This window comes from Bacillus sp. IS1 (genome assembly GCF_032461585.1).
Classification (GTDB): Bacteria; Bacillota; Bacilli; order Bacillales; family Bacillaceae; genus Bacillus; species Bacillus velezensis.
Map to the genome: position 1 here is coordinate 26,714 of NZ_JAWCWR010000006.1, position 19,308 is coordinate 46,021.

Here is a 19,308-nt window from a genome sequence, read left to right on the forward strand (position 1 = left end):
ACGGCGGTGAAAATCGAGAATGAACAGCATTGATTGGGGATTTATGTTTTCAGCTTTTCCCGCGTTAATCGAAGCCTTGCCGATCACATTACTAATGGCCGTCGCGGCCATGGTATTTGCCGTGATCGGCGGCCTTATATTAGCGCTTATCACAAAAAATCGTGTTCCTGTGCTTCACCAGCTGTCAAAGGTGTATATTTCATTTTTCCGGGGCGTGCCGACGCTCGTGCAGCTTTTCTTAATTTATTACGGCCTGCCTCAGCTCTTTCCCGGAATGAGCAAGATGACGGCGTTAACTGCGGCGATTATCGGGTTAAGCCTGAAAAATGCCGCCTACTTGGCTGAAATCTTCCGCGCGGCGCTCAACTCAGTCGATGAGGGGCAGCTTGAAGCCTGTCTGTCTGTCGGAATGACAAAATCCCAGGCGTACAGACGGATCATTTTCCCGCAAGCCGTCAGAAACGCGCTTCCCGCGACGGGAAATACATTTATCGGCCTGTTAAAAGAAACATCGCTCGCCTTTACATTAGGAGTGATGGAAATGTTCGCCCAAGGAAAAATGTACGCATCAGGCAACCTCAAATATTTTGAGACGTATTTAGCCGTCGCGGTCATGTACTGGATTCTTACGATTATTTACAGTGTGCTGCAGGATCTGCTCGAACGGGCGATCAGCAAGCCTTATCGCACATAGGAGGAGGCTCAGGATGATACAAGTCAGACATATTCGAAAAGCATTTAAAGACCTTACCGTACTTGACGGGATCGATCTTGAGATCAAAAGCGGCGAAGTCACGGCCATCATCGGCCCGTCAGGCTCGGGAAAATCAACGCTCCTCCGCTGTTTGAATCTGCTGGAGCGCCCGGATGACGGCATCATTGAAATCGGTGATGCAAAACTGAATGCAGCGTCCTATTCGCGCAAAGACGTTCATAAGCTTCGCCAGCAGACGGCGATGGTGTTTCAGAATTACAACCTGTTCAAAAACAAAACCGCCCTGCAAAATGTGACAGAGGCGCTGATCACCGCGCAAAAGAAACCGAAAAAAGAAGCGGAACAGATCGGTATGGATCTGCTGCGGCAAGTCGGTTTAGAACACAAAGCGGACAGCTACCCGATTACGATGTCAGGCGGACAGCAGCAGCGGATCGGGATTGCGCGCGCCTTGGCCGTTGATCCTCACGCGATTTTACTGGATGAACCGACTTCGGCCCTTGACCCTGAGCTTGTAGCCGGGGTGCTCCAAGTCATCAAATCAATTGCCGAAAAACAGACAACCATGATCATTGTCACGCATGAGATGGCTTTTGCTCGTGAAGTGGCCGACAAGGTCATATTTATGGCGGACGGACGCATCATCGAACAGGGAACGCCGGAAGAGCTGTTTGACAATCCGCAGAACGAACGGACGAAAAAATTCATTAAGCAAGTGGGAGAGCCCGCCGAACTTGTCTAGAAGGGAAGAAGAAGAAATGGCAAATGAAACGTATGAATCATTAAACAAACGTTTAATCAATATCCGCCGCGACCTTCATGAACACCCTGAGCTGTCAGGCGAGGAATACGAAACGACGAATAAAATCCGCCGCTGGCTGGAGGAAGAAGGAATCACGGTTCTTGATGTGCCGAAACTTCAAACCGGAGTGATCGCTGAAATCAAAGGAGACAAAAGCGGCCCCGTCATCGCCGTCAGAGCGGACATCGACGCATTGCCGATCGAAGAGAAAACAAACCTTCCGTTTGCTTCGCGAAACAGCGGCGTGATGCACGCCTGCGGCCATGATTTCCATACGGCATCTATTCTCGGCACGGCTTTCTTATTAAATGAGAGAAAGCATGAGCTGAAAGGAACGGTGCGGTTTATTTTTCAGCCCGCGGAAGAAATCGCCGCCGGAGCAAGACAGGTCATTGAAGCCGGCGCGCTTGACGGTGTATCGGCGATATTCGGCATGCATAACAAACCTGACCTCCCCGTCGGCACGGTCGGTCTGAAAGAAGGCCCGCTGATGGCGAGTGTCGACCGCTTTGAAATCACTGTTAAAGGAAAAGGCGGCCACGCCGGAATCCCCGACAACAGCATTGATCCGATTCAGGCGGCAGGACAGATCATCGGCGGCCTGCAATCGGTTGTCAGCAGAAATATCAGCTCGCTTCACAATGCCGTCGTCAGCATCACAAGAGTTCAAGGCGGCAGCTCTTGGAATGTCATCCCGGACCATGTTGAAATGGAAGGTACCGTCCGGACGTTTCAAAAAGAAGCGCGGGCCGCTGTTCCGAAACATATGAAGCGGGTTGCCGAAGGAATCGCGGCAGGGTTCGGGGCAGAGGCCGAATTCCGCTGGTACCCTTACCTTCCGTCAGTGATGAACGACGCCCGTTTCATTCAGGCGGCGGAACAAACGGCTGAAGATCTCGGGCTTCAAACCGTTCGGGCAGAACAGTCGCCCGGCGGCGAAGACTTCGCGTTATATCAAGAAAAAATCCCCGGCTTTTTCGTCTGGATGGGAACAAACGGAACAGAAGAATGGCACCATCCCGCCTTCACACTCGACGAAAAAGCGCTCCCGGCAGCGGCTGAGTTTTTCGCCCGGCTGGCCGTCAACGTATTGGAGCAGACGGATTGAATACGGAAAATCTGACGGCCGGGCTTGCTCAGGCCGTCATGTCGTCTGTGCCGGAAACATCCGCTGAAGCGATGAAAGAAGCGCGCAAAGGACTGCTTGATTTTACAGCGGCAGCCTTTGCGGGGAGACGGGATAAAGGGGTTGAGAAGCTGGTAAAACTGGCCGAAGAAGAAGGCGGGGTGCCGATAGCGCCGCTTATCGGCAGAAATCAAAAAACCACGCCGTCCCAATCCGCGCTCATTAATGGATTCATCGCACATGCGCTTGATTTTGACGATGTTCATTCTGATGTAAGAGGACATCCGAGCGCAGTCATCCTTCCGGCTTTGATTGCAGCCGCATCAGCCGGCCGGATAGACAAGAGCCGTTTTCTCGGTGCTTATGTGACGGGGATCGAAGTGATGGCGCGGCTCGGCGAGTCAGCTGGAAGGCATCATTACGAGAAAGGCTGGCACAATACAGGAACGTTAGGTGCCATTGCGGCCGCGTGCGCCGTCGGATTCGCAGAGAATCTGAATCAAACCCAATTGCAGAAAGCAATCGGGTTTGCGGCTGCCCGTTCCGGAGGCATGAGAGTGCAATTCGGGACAGAAATGAAGCCGCTCCACGCCGGACTGGCCGCTCAAGCCGGATTGTTCGCCGTAAAGCTTGCAAAGGCCGGTTTCGGCGGCTCAGTTCATGCGCTCGACGGGGAGAAAGGTTTTTTCGGACTGTACGGCGATCTTGAACGGGCAGAAACCCTGCTTGTAAACGGGTGGGGAAAACCTTGGCGGATCGTGAGCCCGGGACTTTGGTTTAAGGTTTATCCGTTTTGCTCGGCGGCTCATCATGCGGCGGACGCCATTCTCAAGCTGAAGGCCGAACATGGTCTCACTTTCGGCCAAACGGAACGGATCGACGTGATTTATCCGCCGGGCGGTGACGCCGCATTGACAGAACGGCGCCCGAAAACAGGCGAAGCGGGACGGTTCAGCGTAGAATATGTGATCACCTTAGCTTTGCACGGTAAGGATTTTTCAGTTGAACATTTCACATCCGAGCCGATTCCGGAATCCTTTCAAAAAGGATTTGAGCGGATTCACCGCAGCTGCGATGAACAAATTCAGCCGGCTGAAAACGCCGTTCCGAAGGGCCGTTTTACAATTGTACGGGTTACGGCTTCCGGCGGTCATGTCTATGAAACACGTATCGACTGTCCGAAGGGAGCGCCGGGAAACGGCCTTTCTGAAAAAGACATTGAAGACAAACTCCGGCTCGCTTTGCCGGGGGAAGAGGAAAAGGCGGCAGAATTGATCAAAGCAGCCGGACAATCAAATATTGACCGTTATTTACAGCTGATATAAATAAAAAGAGCGGGGGGATGCAGCCCTCGCTCTTTTTACGTTCACTTCTATTGAATAGGGGGATATAGGGTGCGCCCCTGTCTGCGCTGGCAGGGGCGCGGTATCAGGAAACGGCCGTGCCGTTTTCTTTTACCGTGAAACCTCCTCTTGATAAGCGGATGTTGATATCCGAAACTTTGGCAATTTGTTCGTCGTGCGTAACCATGATGACGCATTTGCCGTCTTTATGCGCCAAGTCCTGAAAGAGCCGGACGATTTCCTTTGACGTATCCTCGTCGAGATTTCCCGTCGGCTCGTCCGCGCAAATCAAATCCGTGTCACAGCAGAAAGCCCGCGCAATTGAAACGCGCTGCTGCTGTCCGCCGCTTAATGTCAGCACCCGCTGACGGGCCTGCTGTTCGGTGAAGCCGACTTTTTTCAGCATGCTGAGCGCGAACGCATCTTTGTTGTTCTCCTTAGAGCCGGTGATCTCCATCGCCGTTGTGACATTCTGGAGCGCCGTCATATACGGGATCAGATGATAAGATTGAAAGACGATAGAGACATATTGATTTCTGAATTTGGTTAATCCGATTTTGGAGATGTCTTCTCCGTTATAAAGGATGCTTCCCTCTTTAGGTGTGTCAAGGCCGCCCGCCAGAGACAGAAACGTTGTTTTTCCCGTTCCGGAGGCGCCGACAATTGTATAAAACTTCCCTTTTTCAAAGCTGATCGTTATATCCTGAAACAGCGGCTGTGATTTGTCTTGGTACCAGTAGCCGGTCTGTTGAAAGGTTAATAGGCTCATTATGCTGCCTCCTCTTATTCCTGCTTGGTCAGGATCGTTTTAGGGTGAAGCCGCATGACTGATACAGACGGCAGTAATGTGGCAATGACGGCAATTGCGACGCCGATTCCGCTAAGAATCAGAAGGTCATTCAGCGAGACGTTTACCTGCATTGTACTGATGACATCCGCGCCGGATGAATGCTGACCGAACATGCCGCCTCCCCGCAGCATTTCTCCTCCGCCCCAGCCGCTTGTTTGCTGCGAATCACCGGCTGAGCTGACCTGCTGGGAAAGAAGCTGATTTCCGAGCTGATTCGCCACAAGGCTGCCCGTGACGGATGCGATCCCGATGGCGATAACCGCGACAACCAGAATTTCCGTTAAGAATTGTCCGATGAGCTTCCAGCGCTTTTCGCCGATCGCCATCAAGACACCCATTTCATACTTACGTTCCCTGATCGACATCATCACGATCAACCCAAGAATGACCGCGCCCGCGATGGATACAAGGTATACCACGTTTTTAGAAAATGACGTGACATTTTCAATCGGGCCGACCATTTGCTGATACACCTGATCATTTGTCGTCAGCGCGTAGGTTTTATCATCTACAGATGTTTTTTTCGCAGCCGCAACGAATGAGTCAATATATTTGGCATCATCCATATAATAAACGGCTGAGCTGATTTTGTTTTTGTTATCAGACCCTTTTAACGCCGCCGCGGCGGTGTAAGGCGTATAGATTTTATTGTCAGGATTTAAGAATGAAAAATGCTGTGCCTGATCGTCTCCTGATGATGTTGTTTTATAGATTCCCACAATTTTAAGCTTCGTTTTCACAGAATCATCCGCTGCTGAAGAAACGGTAATGGAGCCGCCGACCTTCAGCTTGTTTTGATCTGCCAGCGTTTCATTAATCACGGCGACTTTTGCGTCCGCATCTGTTTTTGTGATGGCGCGTCCGTCAGTGATTTTTGAGCTCCCGTCCGTGAAATCATCAAGCAATGCCGTAGAGAGCACGCCTTCGATCGAGATATCCGCTGAAATCATCTGTCTTCCGCCGCCTTGAAAACGGCCGGCGCCGGAACTGTTATCGGCTGATTCGCCTGAGCTTTTTATCGCATCAAAGCTTTCTGCATTTGCTGACGCTGTCGTGAGGAAGTTGTAATTTTTAACATGCTGTAAAGATGTAAGCTTCTTGGCATCTGAGACGGAAATCGGTGTTGATTCAAACGTCCTCTTTTCACCGTCTTTTTGCTGCTGCGCCATTTGCTTTTGGCGGTCAGCCTGGAGTGTGACGCTCCCGCCGAGCTGCTGCCTTGCCAGTTCGCTTGATTTCTTTGCCGCTGACTGGATCGCAAGACCGGACAGGACAAAAATGCAAATCACTGAAAACACAACCAGCTGCAAAAATGTTTTTCCCTTTTTTGCCTTCATGCTCCAAAAGGCTCTTTTTATAAAGTTCATGTCTGTTCCTCCGTATGGATGTCAGATCTTGTAAAACCGGCCTTCTTTAGCACCGGCCATCCGATATGTATATAGTAGGAGAAATGTATGAAAAAAATATGAACAAACTATTTCCGGGTGATGAAATAAAAACTAACATTTGTGAAACCCGAAAACATCCGGGTAAAATGGTGCTATTATAAGAAAAAGCGTCAAGATAAGCGGAGGAACAAATGAAGATATTAATGATAGAAGATAATATAAGCGTATGCACCATGACGGAAATGTTCTTTTTTAAAGAAGGGTTTGAAGCCGAATTTGTCCATGACGGAGTGGAAGGCTATCAGCGGTTCACGGAAGAGGACTGGGATTTGGTCATTCTGGACATTATGCTCCCATCCATGGACGGAGTGACGATCTGCCGGAAAATAAGAGAGACGAGCAGTGTGCCGATTATTATGCTGACCGCCAAGGACACGGAGTCTGATCAGGTGATCGGGTTTGAAATGGGGGCCGACGACTATGTCACTAAGCCGTTCAGCCCGCTGACACTGGTAGCGCGGATTAAAGCGGTGATCAGAAGATACCGGGCGACGGGGCAGGCCGTAAAAAGCGACGACTTGATCGAAACGGCGTGTTTTTCAATCAATAAGAAGACGCGGGAAGTGTTTCTGCACGGAAAACCTGTCGAGAATCTGACGCCGAAGGAATTCGATCTGCTCTTTTATCTCGCACAAAACCCGCGCCAGGTCTTTTCGAGAGAGCAGCTGCTTGAGCAGGTGTGGGGCTATCAATTTTACGGCGATGAACGTACGGTTGATGTTCATATTAAACGGCTGCGCAAAAAACTGTCCAGTGACGAAAAACCGTTTTTATACACGGTGTGGGGGGTAGGATACAAATTTGATGAGGATTAAATACTTATATCAGCTGCTGTTAAGCCATGTCAGCATTTTGATTTTGGCCTTTTTCATCATCATTTCCCTGTTTTCGCACTTTGTGAAAGATTTTGCGTATCAAAATAAAGTGGATGAGCTGTCATCTTACGCCCAGCAGATCACAAGTGAGCTGAACGGCCGCGATCTTGATCTGCGCCGCCTGTATCCGTATCAGGACATGTTAAAAACGCGCGAGACCAGGTTTATTATTTTTGATGAACATCAGCAGCCTTACTTTTTTCCTGACGATATGCCGCCGCGCGAGAAGCTGAAAAGTAAAGAGTGGCACATGCTGAAGCAAGGGAAAACCGTTCAGATCAGAGCGGAGATGAACCGTTTTAATACGGAAGGCTTAGAAGTATCGCTTGTCGCAAAACCGCTTTTTATCAACGATCAATTTAAAGGAGCGGTGCTGCTCGTGTCTCCCGTCAGAGGGGTCGAGCAGATGATCAGCCAGGTCAACCGCTATATGATTTACGCGATCATCAGCACCCTTATCATCACGATTCTGCTGAGCTGGCTTTTATCTAAATTTCACGTCAAGCGGATTCAGACATTGCGGGATGCGACCGGAAAAGTGGCATCCGGTGATTACGATATTTCTCTTAAAAACAGCGGCGGCGATGAAATCGGCATGCTGGCGTCCGATTTCAACATCATGGCCAAAAATCTGAAGCAATCGAGAGAGCAGATTGACCGCCTTGAAAAACGGAGGCGCCAATTTATCGCCGATGTCTCCCATGAGCTGAGAACGCCTTTGACGACCATTAACGGACTTGTGGAGGGGCTTAACAGCAACACCATCCCGGAAAAAGATAAAGAGAAATGCTTCTCGCTGATCAGCGAAGAAACGAAGCGGATGCTCAGGCTCGTGAAAGAAAACCTGGATTATGAAAAAATCAGATCCCAGCAAATCAAACTGGACAAGCTCAGCCTGCCGCTCATCGAGGTGTTTGAAATTATTAAAGAGCATCTCAATCAGCAGGCGGAGGAAAAACAAAATCAGCTGCGTATTCAAGTGGAGGACGGCGTCAAAGTGTTCGCCGATTATGACAGGCTGATCCAGATTCTCGTCAACATCACGAAAAACAGTATTCAATTTACGCAAAAGGGAGACATCACGCTGCGCGGGTATGAAGGCTATAAAGAAACGGTGATTGAAATCGAAGACACCGGGATCGGTATCTCCAAAGAAGAAATTGAGCATATATGGGAGCGGTTTTATAAGGCGGACGTGTCCCGGAGGAATACGGCATACGGCGAATACGGACTCGGCCTGTCCATCGTCAGGCAGCTCGTCGAAATGCACAAGGGTACGATAGATATTGACAGCGAAAAAGGAAAAGGCACGACCTTTACAATCCGCCTTCCGCTGAATACGAAAAATGAATAATCTTGAAACCGGCGGTCCCGTCTGGCCGCCGTCTGTTTTAACTCCACTCGGAAAATTGCGCTCTGCCGAAACAAAGTTTGCGTGTTTTTCGGGATGGAAAGAGACGGAAACGTGATAAAATAACTGGTAAACAGGTCTTGGATGGGGAGGGTGAAGGAATGAAGAGCGGGTTAATTCCTTCTTCAGCAGTCGGGCAGAAAATTAACGAGTGGTATCGATACATCAGAACATTCAGCGTGCCGGATGCGGAGATCTTGAAAGCCGAGATCAAACAAGAGCTTGACCGTATGGAGCCTGATTCAAACTTAGTGCTTTATTATTCCCTCATGGAATTTCGCCATCAGCTGATGCTGGACTACTTGGAGCCGCTGGAAAAACTGAAGATAGAAGACCAGCCGACCCTGTCGGAAATTCTTGATAACATTGATAACAGCCAGGCCGGCCTCAAAGGGCTTCTCGATTATTATGTCAACTTTTTCAAAGGCATGTTTGAATTTGATAAAAGAGAATTTATCTCAGCGATTACATATTATAAACAAGCTGAGAAAAAACTGGCCTTCGTATCGGACCACGTGGAACGGGCGGAGTTTTATTTTAAAGTGGCCGAAGCTTATTATCATATGAAACAAACGTATTTTTCTTTGATACATATAAAAAACGCTTATGAAATTTACGTAGAGCAGGACACATATAACGTCCGGATCATTCAATGCCATTTTGTATTCGGCGTCAATTTAATGGATGAAAGGCGCTTTGAACAGGCGGCCAAACATTTTCAGCACGCTCTGCAAATGGCCGAAAAAGAACAAAAAGCGCAGCTTGTCGGGAGGGCGCTGTATAACCTCGGACTGTGCTACTACAATCAGGACCGCATCGGTGAAGCGATTCCGTACTTTGAACGGGCGGTCGATACATTTGAATCACAAAGAATCGTCAATTCTCTTCCTCAAGCATATTTTCTAATCACACTCATTTACTTTAAACTCGGAAAAAAAGAAAAAGCGTCGGAATATCACAAGCGGGGATATGAATATGCTAAAGAAACAGACGATCCCGTTTACACGGTAAAATTCGAATGGCTGCAGGCTCTGTATCAGGCGAAACCGGATGAGGAAACAATCAGCGCGTGTTTCCGTTACCTGGAAGATAAAAATTTATACGCCGATATAGAGGATTTAGCACTAGAAGCAGCTAAATATTACTATGAACAAAATTGCTTTAAAATTTCTTCTGACTATTTTCTGAAAGTCGAAGAGGCAAGGAAACAAATACAAAGGAGTGAGGGTTTGTATGAAATTGAAATCTAAATGGTTTGTTATTTGTTTAGCAGCCGCCGCGATTTTTACAGTGACAGGTGCAGGCCAGACAGATCAGGCTGAATTCCATGTAGCTGAAAGAGGAATGACGTGAGAAGAAAATAACCTGAACAAAGGAAAAGACTGCCTGGGAATATTCCCGGCAGTCTTTTTTTTTGCGCGGCCGGGCTCGGACAGCGGCGGAAAACAAAAGAAAACGCCGCAGGTCAAAACCCGCAGCGTCCTCATATAGACGGAGTGATGCTTAGAAACCGCCAACGAAGGCAGTACCAACAATAATCAACAGGATAAATAAAACAACGATCAAAGCGAAAGAGCTGACTCCTGAATATCCTGACATGAGCTTCACCTCCATATTGTCTATACCATACAATATGTAAAAGAAGCTGCTTTGTAAGGGATATTAGTGGACAAGAGAAAAAAGAGGCGGTGTCCTATGAGAGTAAGACTCCGGCGAAAAATTCGTCATACAGCGCCCGCACCGCGTGTTTTTCCTGTTCTTCTTTCACTCCGAACATCATGCTGACTTCCGAGGACCCTTGATTGATCATCTCGATGTTGACGCCGGCTTCCGACAGTGCTTTGGATGCCCTGGCGGTTGTGCCGACATTATGGCGCATCGCTTCCCCGACGACCATAATCAGCGCCAGATTGTGCCTGACTGTGACTTCATCTGCTTGAAGCTCCTGCTTCAGACGGGTGACGAGCCTGTGTTCCAGTTCTGAGTCCATCTGATTGTGCCGAAGGATGATTGTGATGTCGTCAATGCCGGATGGAACGTGTTCATACGTCAATCCTTCTTCCTCCAAAATGTGAAGGGCTTTGCGGCCGAAACCGATTTCCCGGTTCATTAAATATTTGCTTATGTAAATGCTGCAAAAGCCCGTGTCGCTTGCGATGCCGATGACTGGCCCGTTCGTATTGTCACGGCTGCTGACGACGCGTGTTCCTTTCGCATCCGGATTATTCGTATTCTTAATCTGAACGGGGATGCCGGCCCGAAATGCGGGAATCAGCGCTTCATCATGAAAAACGGAAAATCCGGCATAGGAGAGCTCACGCATTTCCCGATACGTCAGTTCGTTAATTTCTTTCGGATGCCGCACGATTGACGGGTTGACGGAATAGACGGCGTCCACATCAGTAAAGTTTTCGTACAGGTCAGCTTTTAAGCCGTTGGCGAGAATGGAGCCGGTAATATCAGAACCGCTCCGGGAAAACGTCACAATCTCATGCTCCTTCGTGTAACCGAAAAATCCCGGAAAAATGATCAAGCCTTCCCGGTTTCTCAGGCGGTACAAATGATCATAAGACTCAGGGAGCACCTGCGCGCTTCCGGGTTCATTCGTCACAAACAGCCCCGCTTCTTTCGGACTTACGTATTCCGCTTTCACGCCCTGGCGCCGGAAGTAGGCTGCGATCAGCTTCGCGTTGTTGTCCTCGCCGCTCGCCTTCACCGCATCCATATATTGTTCGGGATTGGTTTTACAGCTGTTTAAGAGAGCGAATAGGTCACTGCGGATTCTTTCTATAATAGAGAAATCCAGGTTCAGCTCACGCGCGATGGCGGCGTACCGCTCAATGACCGTTTCGGCAAGCCCGGGCGCTGCACCTTTTTGTAAATAATGCTCCGCACAGCGGATTAACAGATCCGTCACCTTTGTATCGTCCGAGAAGCGTTTTCCCGGTGCCGATACGACGACGGCTTTCCGCGCGGGATCAGCCGTCACGATTTGAAACACTTTCTCAAGCTGGGCTCCTGACGCAAGAGAGCTGCCTCCGAATTTTACAACTTTCATGATTTACATCCCCTAATATTTAAATTTTCTCACAAATTTAATTTTTATTATCTCTCTTTCAAACATGTAAATCAAGGATTTTTTCTACGTGGGGAGAACATTTGTATTTTCATGGAGGAATTTTGCCGCTGTTTGTCAGATTTGTTTCCCTCAAGCGTGTCATCATGTGCAAAAAATGATAAGCAGCCAAATGAAGGTTATAGAAAATCCTGCAAATTCTTGATAGACTGATTGTAAGACAATTTAGTGTACGGCCCGCGGATGACCGCTTTTGAAAGCAAAACTGTATTGACTGCGCTTGGAAAGATGATAAGATTATAATTGTCGTTGATAATGATAATCATTACGAGTGGGATATATGGGAGTTGTTTGGCAATCAGTCATACCGTTTGTGATGGGTGCAGGGAGGCAGCATGAAGCTACGTTACTTACTTTTGCTACTGGCGGTTTTGGCGTGTACTTCTATATTTATCGGTGTAGAAGATTTGTCGCCGCTGGATATTTTTCATTTAAATAAAGAACAGGCAGGTACATTATTTGACAGCCGGCTGCCGCGTTTGGTGAGCATTATCATCGCCGGCATGAGCCTGAGCATCTGCGGATTAATCATGCAGCAGATCAGCCGGAATAAATTTGTATCGCCGACGACTGCGGGAACGATGGACTGGGCAAGGCTCGGAATTTTGATTTCATTAATGCTTTTTACGTCAGCGAGTCCGCTTGTGAAAATGTCTATCGCTTTCGTTTTCGCGTTGGCGGGAAATTTCCTTTTCATGAAAATCCTCGAGAGAATCAAGTTCAATGATGCGATTTTTATTCCTCTCGTCGGTTTAATGCTTGGGAACATCGTCAGCTCAATCGCCACGTTTATCGCATATAAATACGATCTGATCCAAAACCTGTCATCTTGGCTGCAGGGAGATTTTTCACTGGTCGTCAAAGGCCGGTATGAGCTTTTATATCTGAGTATCCCGCTGGTGATCATCGCTTATGTGTATGCGGATAAATTTACGGTGGCGGGAATGGGAGAGAGCTTTTCCGTCAATCTCGGCCTGAAATACAAACGCGTCGTCAATATCGGTCTGATTATCGTGTCGCTCATCGCTTCACTGGTGATCCTGACCGTCGGGATGCTGCCGTTTCTCGGTTTGATCATTCCCAATATGGTGTCGATTTACAAAGGGGACAACCTGAGGAGCAGCTTGCCTCACACCGCTCTGCTGGGCGCTGTTTTTGTGCTGTTTTGCGACATTTTGGGAAGGGTGATCATCTTCCCGTATGAAATTTCCATCGGCCTGATGGTCGGTGTTATCGGCAGCGGCATCTTCCTGTATATGCTGTTAAGGAGAAAAGCATATGAGTCATAATAAAAAAATTACGCTGCTGGCAGCGCTCGCCATGATATGTATCGGATTCTTCCTGTTCTACGGACTGGGCAATTGGGAATACTCCCTGCCGAGACGATGCTTCAAAGTGCTTGCCATGATGCTCACCGGAGGAGCGATCGCGTTTTCAACGGTCATCTTCCAGACGATTACAAATAACCGCATACTGACACCGGGCATTTTAGGCCTCGATTCCCTGTATATGCTCATTCAGACCGTCATCGTGTTCCTGTTCGGTTCAATGAATATCGTCATGATGAACAAAAATCTTAATTTCGTCATCTCCGTCGGGCTGATGGTGCTCTTGTCACTCGTTTTGTATCAGCTCATGTTTAAAGGCGAGGGGCGGAACGTGTTTTTTCTTCTGCTTGTCGGCGTCGTGTTCGGCACGCTGTTCAACAGTCTGTCATCCTTTATGCAGATGCTGATTGATCCGAATGAGTTCCAGGTTGTTCAGGACAAAATGTTTGCCAGCTTTAACAATATCAACACCGATCTTTTATGGTTTGCCGGTGCTGTCTTTCTTCTGACGGGCATTTATGTCTGGCGGTTCACGCGGTTTTTTGACGTGCTGTCCCTCGGCAGAGAGCACGCCGTCAACCTTGGGATTGACTACGATAAGCTTGTGAAACAGATGCTCATTGTCGTCGCCATTCTTGTGTCTGTCTCTACGGCTCTTGTGGGGCCGATTATGTTTTTAGGACTGCTTGTCGTCAATCTGGCGAGAGAGTTTTTAAAAACCTACAGGCACACGTATTTAATCGCGGGTTCTGTCCTGATCAGCATCGTCGCGCTCGTCGGGGGCCAGTTCGTCGTGGAGAAAGTGTTCACGTTTTCCACGACGCTGAGCGTCATCATTAATTTTGCCGGCGGGATTTATTTTATCTATCTGCTGTTAAAGGAGAATAAATCATGGTAGAGGTCAAAAATGTAAGCAAACAATACGGAGGGAAAACCGTCCTTGAGAAAACGTCTCTATCCATTCAAAAGGGCAGGCTCACCTCATTTATCGGTCCGAACGGCGCGGGAAAAAGCACGCTGCTGTCTATCATGAGCCGGCTGATTAAGACGGATTCCGGGGAAATCACGGTCGACGGGCAAGAGATCGGGGCCTGTAAAAGCAACGATCTGGCGAAAAAAATCAGCATCTTGAAGCAGACGAACCAAATCAATATCAGACTGACAATTAAAGACCTGGTCAGCTTCGGCAGATTTCCGTATTCCCAAGGGAAACTGACGGATGAAGATTGGGTGCATATCAACCAGGCCCTCAGTTATATGAAGCTGGATGAATTAAAGGATAAATACCTCGATCAGCTCAGCGGAGGCCAGTGCCAGAGGGCATTTATCGCGATGATCATCGCTCAGGATACGGACTATATTTTTCTCGACGAGCCGCTGAACAATTTAGATATGAAGCATTCCGTTGAAATGATGAAGCTGTTGAAGCGGCTTGTGGAAGACTTCGGAAAAACGGTCGTCGTAGTGATTCACGATATCAACTTCGCATCCGTATATTCAGACCATATCGTCGCTCTGAAAAACGGCCGGATCGTCAAAGAAGGGCCGGCGGAGGAGATCATTGAAACCTCCGTGCTTGAAGATATTTATGATATGACCATCCCGATTCAAGAGATTGACAGTCAGCGGATCGGTGTGTACTTTTCTTAAAAACCAGATGAGGTGAAAATCATGAAAAAATTCGCATTGCTATTCATTGCGCTAGTTACGATTTTTGTTGTTTCTGCATGCGGAAACGGGGACAAAACATCAGGCAAATCAAAAGAAACAATCACAATCAAAGATGACCTGAACAAAGAAGGAGTCAAAGTGCCGAAGAATCCGAAAAAAGTCGTCGTATTCAACTTCGGAATGCTGGACACGATGGATGAACTCGGTTTACAGGATCACGTGGCGGGACTTCCGAAACAAAACCTTCCAAAATACTTATCTTCATATAAAAGTGATAAATACGCCAATACCGGCGGTTTAAAAGAACCGGATTTTGAAAAAGTCGCGGATATTGATCCGGATTTAATCATTATCGCCCACAGACAATCTGATTCTTATAAAGAGTTCTCAAAAATCGCGCCGACGATTTATCTTGATGATGACTATACAAACTACGTTGACAGATTCAAGCACAACACCGAAGTGATCGGCAAAATCTTTAACAAAGAAAATGAAGTGAAAGATAAGCTAGCGAAAATTGACAAATCTATTGCGGATCTGAAGAAAAAGACAAGCAGCACGGATAAAAACGGGTTAGTGGTGATGGCGAACGACGGCAAAATCAGCGCGTTCGGATCTAAATCAAGATACGGCTTCATTCATGATGTGTTCGGCGTCAAACCGGCTGACAAAAACATTGAAGCCTCACTGCACGGACAAAGCATTTCCTATGAATATATCGCCAAAACAAACCCTGATTACATGTTTGTCGTTGACCGCGGAACAGCGATCGGCACAAAATCTTCAACAAAACAAGTGGTTGAGAATGATTATGTAAAATCGGTGAAAGCCGTGAAAAACAACCATGTTGTCTACCTTGATTCAGCTACATGGTATTTATCAGGAGGCGGCCTGGAATCCATGGCGCAAATGGTGAAAGAAGTAAAAGACGGAATCGAGAAGTAAAAAAAGAACCCGGTCACATACGTGATCGGGTTCTTTTTGGTTTACCGCGTAACGGCCTGCTGCTGCTCGGGCTGACGCGGTTTTTTCTTCAATATAAAAGATAGGAGGAAGCCGGCCAGCGCGATGCAGGCGGCTACGACAAATGCCGCATTCATGCCGTGCAGGGCGGCGTTTGCCGGAGTTGACGCATTTGCGTGCGCGGCCTGGCTGCTCATCACGGAAACCAGCAGCGCCGTACCGATAGAACCGCCGACTTGGCGGACGGTATTGTTCATGGCTGTGCCGTGCGGAATTAAGTGGCGCGGCAGGGCGTTGATCCCCGCTGTCGTCACCGGCATCATAATCATGGCTGTTCCCAAAAGCCGCGCGGTATAAACGACGACAATCCAAATGAGAGACGTCGAGTCCGTCAGATTCATAAACGGCAGGGACGTGAGCAGGATGATGAAGAATCCGGTCATCGCAAGGCCTTTTCCGCCGATTTTGTCAAACACCCGGCCGATAAACGGAGACATCATCCCCATCACAATCGCGCCCGGCAAAAGCATTAATCCGGTATCAAACGCGGATACGCCCCGGACTTTTTGCGTGTAAAGCGGGAGAATGGTTTCCGTTCCGATCAGCAGCGCGAAGACAAGCGTTCCGAGCAGGGTGGTCAGGCTGAAAATCCCGAAAGAAAACACGCGGAATTCCAGCATCGGTTTTTTGAGCTTCATCTGTCTTGCGATAAAGAAAATCAGCGCGGCCGCTCCGACAAGCAGTGAAGTCAGCACTTCAGTACTGGTCCACCCTGATGAACCGGCGGTTGAGAAGCCGTAAAGCAGACCGCCGAATCCGAGGGTCGATAAGATCACAGATAAAATATCAATCTGTGTTTCTCGTAATGTCGTGACGTTTTTCATCAGAATAATCGCTAAAAGCAAATCGATGACTGCGATCGGGAAGATAATATAAAACAAAGACCGCCAAGAGAATGCTTCGACCGCCCATCCGGAAAGCGTCGGGCCGATCGCCGGCGCGAACGAAATAACCAAGCCGACCATACCCATGGCGCGGCCGCGCTTTTCCATCGGGAAAATCGTGAGAAATACCGTCTGCATGAGAGGCAGCATAATTCCGGCGCCGGCCGCCTGAATAATCCGGGCCGTTAAGAGCACCGGAAAGTTCGGGGCGAATGCGCCGACAATGGTGCCCGCCGTGAAAATACTCATGGCGGAAATCAAGAGGGTGCGGCTTGTGAATTTCTCTATTAAAAATGCGGTAATCGGAATCAAAATCCCGTTCGTCAGCATAAACGACGTTGTCAGCCATTGCGCTTTGTTGGCGTCTATATTGAAGTCATTCATAATGTGCGGCAGCGCCGTGATAAGCAGTGTCTGGTTCAAAATGGCGACGAACGCACCCGCCAAAAGAATCCCGACAATGACAGAGCGGTTGTATGGTGCAGTTTTAATACTCTTATTCAAGCTGATTCCTTCTTTCTTTATAGTTTGAGCAATGTTTTAACGGCTGCAAGCGGCTGGTGCAGCGGTCCGGCCTGCTCCAAATAACCGATGAGCGCTTTGATGAGAAAATCCCGCGGCTGTTTGTCCGCTGATTCTTTCTCCAGCATAGCCGCCGCGGAAGCGAGTCCTGCGGCGTCATATTTTTCCTCCGGAAGGGCTGAGACGGCTTCTTTCAGTTCCTTCAGGCTTTCAGCCAGCAATACGGTTTTGTCTTTCGGCTCAAATGAGGAAGCGGAGGCGATATAAAGGTCAATCATCTCCTGAGGCAAAGCGGTTTCGGTTGTCCTGTTTTCGACGATGAGATTGAGATGGCGGATGATAAACTCCGTGAGCGGCTCCAGGGCGAGCGGTTCTTTTTCCAGCTTAATCAGCGTGATGCATTCTCTCAGGAGCCCCTGCAGGACGATCACCAGCTCCCATACATAAGGAATAATGTCTTCGCCGTACGTCTGAATCAGTGAATCGCGATGCCAGCAGATAAAGGTGGAGCGGGCCCTGTGAATATGCCGTTTTACCCGCTCATTAATGGAAGAGGGGCTTCCGTACATCAGCATATTAAAAAACTGCTGATTGCGCCTGAAGCCTTCAAGCTCAGCCATCAGTTTTTTGGCAAACCGTTCCTCAGGGGAGAGGCTTGTTTCTTCATTCAGTAATGAAGCGGCGGCTACCATCTGTTTCTGGTTAAAGTCGAGCAGCTCCAGAAGCAGGTCTTCCTTTGATTCAAACAGCTTATATAAAGATGCTTTGGAGACTTTGCACTCCTCTGCGATCGCCTGCATCGAAACTGACGAAAAGCTTTTCCCGGAAAAAAGCTTTCTTGCCGCCAGCAGAATATCCGTTTTCTTATCATTCATAAGCCCAGATTCCTTCTTTCGTCACAATAGAAAACCCATCGGTTCACAGAAAACCAATGAGTATATGATGAAAATATTAACAAAAATTTTTACATAGTGTCAACGCTTTTGTTTGAGAAATAGAAAAAACCTGCCGGAGTGTTCCGGCAGGCTGATCCGCTTATTTATCCGTCTTAAACCCTTGTTTTTCAAGCATTTCACGAATGTGAGGATAATAAAGCTGCTTATAGTAGGAGGTGATGCCTTGTGACCAGTTTCTCGTTTCCTGTCCGTCGGTGCGTTTTTTCATGTATTCGGACATCTGCTTGTCATAGGCCTCGATATGTGTTCTTACATCTTCTTCTTGATACGTTTCATGATGCAGAACGGCTGCTTGCGGCAGACGCGGTTTTTTCGCGGAGCGGTCTGCCGGATGGCCGATGACGAGACCGGAAACCGGGAAAACGTATTTCGGAAGTTTCAGCAATTCAATGAGTTCGTCCGGCTTGCCGCGCACGGCGCCGATCGGCACAGTGCCGAGTCCCATTGATTCAGCCGCAGCCGTTGCCGTACCCAGCGCAATCCCGACATCTACGGCTCCGACTAAGACGGACTCTAAACCGTTCGTGATCTCAAGCGGTGTATCATTATATTCTTCAAGCGCAATTTTGGCGCGGTTAAAATCAGCGCAGAATAAAAGGAAAACCGGCGCTTGGTCAATCCACGGCTGGCCGCCAGCCAATTCGGATATTTTTTTCTTCCGTTCCTTATCTTTCACCGCAATAACGGTAAATTGCTGGCCGTTAATGGAAGTCGGCGCTGCTTGAGCGGCTTGGATGATAAGATCCAGCTGTTCATCCGATACGGGTTCATCTGTGTAGCTGCGGATGGAACGGTGGTCTGTTAATAATTGAAGGACTTCGTTCATGTCATTCATCCTTTCGTTACTCTGACAGTTCTGTGCGGACGACGTCAAGCGGCGCACTCAGCAGTTCTTTTGCTTTTGCCACAAATCCTTGGAAATGGTCAGTTGCGTTGTGGAATTTCATCGCTTCTTCATCTTTCCATTGCTCAAGCATGACGAATGTATTTTCCTCACCGACTTTTTCGAAAAGATCGTATTGCACATTTCCTTCTTCCGCGCGTGAATGCTGAACAAGTGATTGCGCTTCTCCTAAAAATTCCTCGCGTTTATCCGCTTTTACTTTCATGTAAGCCTGTAAGACGATCATTGTTATTCCTCCTGATTGGGTTAATTTGTTATAGTTCGAATATTATCGAACTAACTGTAACATGTTTCGCTGCGAATGGTAAAGGAAA

Annotated in this window: 20 protein-coding genes; 12 read left to right on the forward strand and 8 right to left on the reverse strand. The window is 48.2% G+C overall.

The genetic code is table 11. The features are described 5' to 3' along the window. The first annotated feature begins 19 nt into the window (after positions 1 to 19). Genes RUW00_RS18145 through RUW00_RS18160 form a run of 4 tightly spaced genes read left to right on the forward strand, consistent with a single transcriptional unit; the run spans position 20 to position 3,968 of the window. On the forward strand, positions 20 to 694 hold the full coding sequence (locus RUW00_RS18145; protein WP_007410261.1) for an amino acid ABC transporter permease: 675 nt from the start codon (positions 20 to 22) through the stop codon (positions 692 to 694). 13 nt (positions 695 to 707) lie between these two features. After that, positions 708 to 1,457 carry an amino acid ABC transporter ATP-binding protein gene (locus tag RUW00_RS18150; protein WP_003156349.1) on the forward strand — a complete coding sequence of 250 codons (750 nt, stop codon included), beginning with the start codon at positions 708 to 710 and terminating at the stop codon, positions 1,455 to 1,457. Between the two features lie 16 nt (positions 1,458 to 1,473). Then, entirely contained in the window at positions 1,474 to 2,625 is a 1,152-nt protein-coding gene (locus tag RUW00_RS18155; RefSeq protein WP_061861847.1) for a M20 peptidase aminoacylase family protein, read from the forward strand. Continuing rightward, a complete protein-coding gene (locus tag RUW00_RS18160) occupies positions 2,622 to 3,968 on the forward strand; it encodes an MmgE/PrpD family protein (RefSeq protein ID WP_061861848.1) in 1,347 nt (448 codons plus the stop codon). The genes RUW00_RS18155 and RUW00_RS18160 overlap by 4 nt, the downstream gene beginning before the upstream one ends. Positions 3,969 to 4,071: 103 nt before the next feature. Here the strand turns inward: RUW00_RS18160 and RUW00_RS18165 are convergent, their stop codons facing one another. Further along, positions 4,072 to 4,755, reverse strand: coding sequence for an ABC transporter ATP-binding protein (locus tag RUW00_RS18165; RefSeq protein WP_022552585.1), 684 nt, complete (start codon positions 4,753 to 4,755; stop codon positions 4,072 to 4,074). 14 nt (positions 4,756 to 4,769) lie between these two features. Then, complete coding sequence (locus RUW00_RS18170; RefSeq protein ID WP_061861849.1) at positions 4,770 to 6,203, reverse strand: ABC transporter permease; 1,434 nt, start codon at positions 6,201 to 6,203, stop codon at positions 4,770 to 4,772. A 212-nt stretch (positions 6,204 to 6,415) separates the two neighbouring features. On the opposite strand from RUW00_RS18170, the gene yclJ reads away from it, so the two are divergent. The 4 genes from yclJ (at position 6,416) to phrC (ending at position 9,923) form a co-directional block, all read left to right on the forward strand. Further along, positions 6,416 to 7,099, forward strand: coding sequence for a two-component system response regulator YclJ (gene yclJ / locus RUW00_RS18175; RefSeq protein WP_014416901.1), 684 nt, complete (start codon positions 6,416 to 6,418; stop codon positions 7,097 to 7,099). Then, entirely contained in the window at positions 7,086 to 8,513 is a 1,428-nt protein-coding gene (gene yclK, locus RUW00_RS18180) for a two-component system sensor histidine kinase YclK (RefSeq protein ID WP_088056326.1), read from the forward strand. Before yclJ ends, yclK begins: the two co-directional genes overlap by 14 nt. A gap of 158 nt (positions 8,514 to 8,671) precedes the next feature. Next, positions 8,672 to 9,820 carry a Rap family tetratricopeptide repeat protein gene (locus tag RUW00_RS18185; protein ID WP_014304340.1) on the forward strand — a complete coding sequence of 383 codons (1,149 nt, stop codon included), beginning with the start codon at positions 8,672 to 8,674 and terminating at the stop codon, positions 9,818 to 9,820. After that, complete coding sequence (gene phrC, locus RUW00_RS18190) at positions 9,804 to 9,923, forward strand: phosphatase RapC inhibitor PhrC (protein ID WP_003156334.1); 120 nt, start codon at positions 9,804 to 9,806, stop codon at positions 9,921 to 9,923. Before RUW00_RS18185 ends, phrC begins: the two co-directional genes overlap by 17 nt. Positions 9,924 to 10,073: 150 nt before the next feature. On the opposite strand, the gene RUW00_RS18195 is transcribed toward phrC, so the two are convergent. Together RUW00_RS18195 and RUW00_RS18200 are read right to left on the reverse strand one after the other, a co-directional pair. Further along, positions 10,074 to 10,184 (reverse strand): YjcZ family sporulation protein, encoded by a 111-nt coding sequence (locus RUW00_RS18195; RefSeq protein ID WP_369878517.1) that lies wholly within the window; start codon positions 10,182 to 10,184, stop codon positions 10,074 to 10,076. 79 nt (positions 10,185 to 10,263) lie between these two features. Further along, positions 10,264 to 11,628 carry an aspartate kinase gene (locus tag RUW00_RS18200; protein WP_072177353.1) on the reverse strand — a complete coding sequence of 455 codons (1,365 nt, stop codon included), beginning with the start codon at positions 11,626 to 11,628 and terminating at the stop codon, positions 10,264 to 10,266. Between the two features lie 413 nt (positions 11,629 to 12,041). On the opposite strand from RUW00_RS18200, the gene RUW00_RS18205 reads away from it, so the two are divergent. Genes RUW00_RS18205 through RUW00_RS18220 form a run of 4 tightly spaced genes read left to right on the forward strand, consistent with a single transcriptional unit; the run spans position 12,042 to position 15,650 of the window. Beyond that, positions 12,042 to 12,995, forward strand: coding sequence for an ABC transporter permease (locus RUW00_RS18205; protein ID WP_015239156.1), 954 nt, complete (start codon positions 12,042 to 12,044; stop codon positions 12,993 to 12,995). After that, positions 12,985 to 13,932: an iron chelate uptake ABC transporter family permease subunit gene (locus RUW00_RS18210; RefSeq protein ID WP_014416905.1), complete on the forward strand. Its 948-nt coding sequence runs from the start codon at positions 12,985 to 12,987 to the stop codon at positions 13,930 to 13,932. The genes RUW00_RS18205 and RUW00_RS18210 overlap by 11 nt, the downstream gene beginning before the upstream one ends. Then, positions 13,926 to 14,684 (forward strand): iron ABC transporter ATP-binding protein, encoded by a 759-nt coding sequence (locus RUW00_RS18215; RefSeq protein WP_012116804.1) that lies wholly within the window; start codon positions 13,926 to 13,928, stop codon positions 14,682 to 14,684. The genes RUW00_RS18210 and RUW00_RS18215 overlap by 7 nt, the downstream gene beginning before the upstream one ends. A 21-nt stretch (positions 14,685 to 14,705) precedes the next feature. After that, positions 14,706 to 15,650 carry a siderophore ABC transporter substrate-binding protein gene (locus tag RUW00_RS18220; protein WP_012116805.1) on the forward strand — a complete coding sequence of 315 codons (945 nt, stop codon included), beginning with the start codon at positions 14,706 to 14,708 and terminating at the stop codon, positions 15,648 to 15,650. Positions 15,651 to 15,691: 41 nt separating this feature from the next. Here RUW00_RS18220 and RUW00_RS18225 read toward each other — a convergent pair whose 3' ends face one another. The 4 genes from RUW00_RS18225 to RUW00_RS18240 all read right to left on the reverse strand — a co-directional run bounded on the left by RUW00_RS18225 (position 15,692) and on the right by RUW00_RS18240 (position 19,220). Continuing rightward, positions 15,692 to 17,116, reverse strand: coding sequence for an MDR family MFS transporter (locus RUW00_RS18225; protein ID WP_280144846.1), 1,425 nt, complete (start codon positions 17,114 to 17,116; stop codon positions 15,692 to 15,694). A 17-nt stretch (positions 17,117 to 17,133) separates the two neighbouring features. Continuing rightward, positions 17,134 to 18,009, reverse strand: a complete 876-nt coding sequence (locus tag RUW00_RS18230; RefSeq protein WP_015239157.1) for a TetR/AcrR family transcriptional regulator — start codon at positions 18,007 to 18,009, stop codon at positions 17,134 to 17,136. Positions 18,010 to 18,169: 160 nt separating this feature from the next. Continuing rightward, positions 18,170 to 18,916: an oxygen-insensitive NADPH nitroreductase gene (gene nfsA, locus RUW00_RS18235; RefSeq protein WP_014416908.1), complete on the reverse strand. Its 747-nt coding sequence runs from the start codon at positions 18,914 to 18,916 to the stop codon at positions 18,170 to 18,172. Positions 18,917 to 18,932: 16 nt separating this feature from the next. Continuing rightward, positions 18,933 to 19,220 (reverse strand): putative quinol monooxygenase, encoded by a 288-nt coding sequence (locus RUW00_RS18240; protein ID WP_014416909.1) that lies wholly within the window; start codon positions 19,218 to 19,220, stop codon positions 18,933 to 18,935. Positions 19,221 to 19,308: the final 88 nt, after the last annotated feature.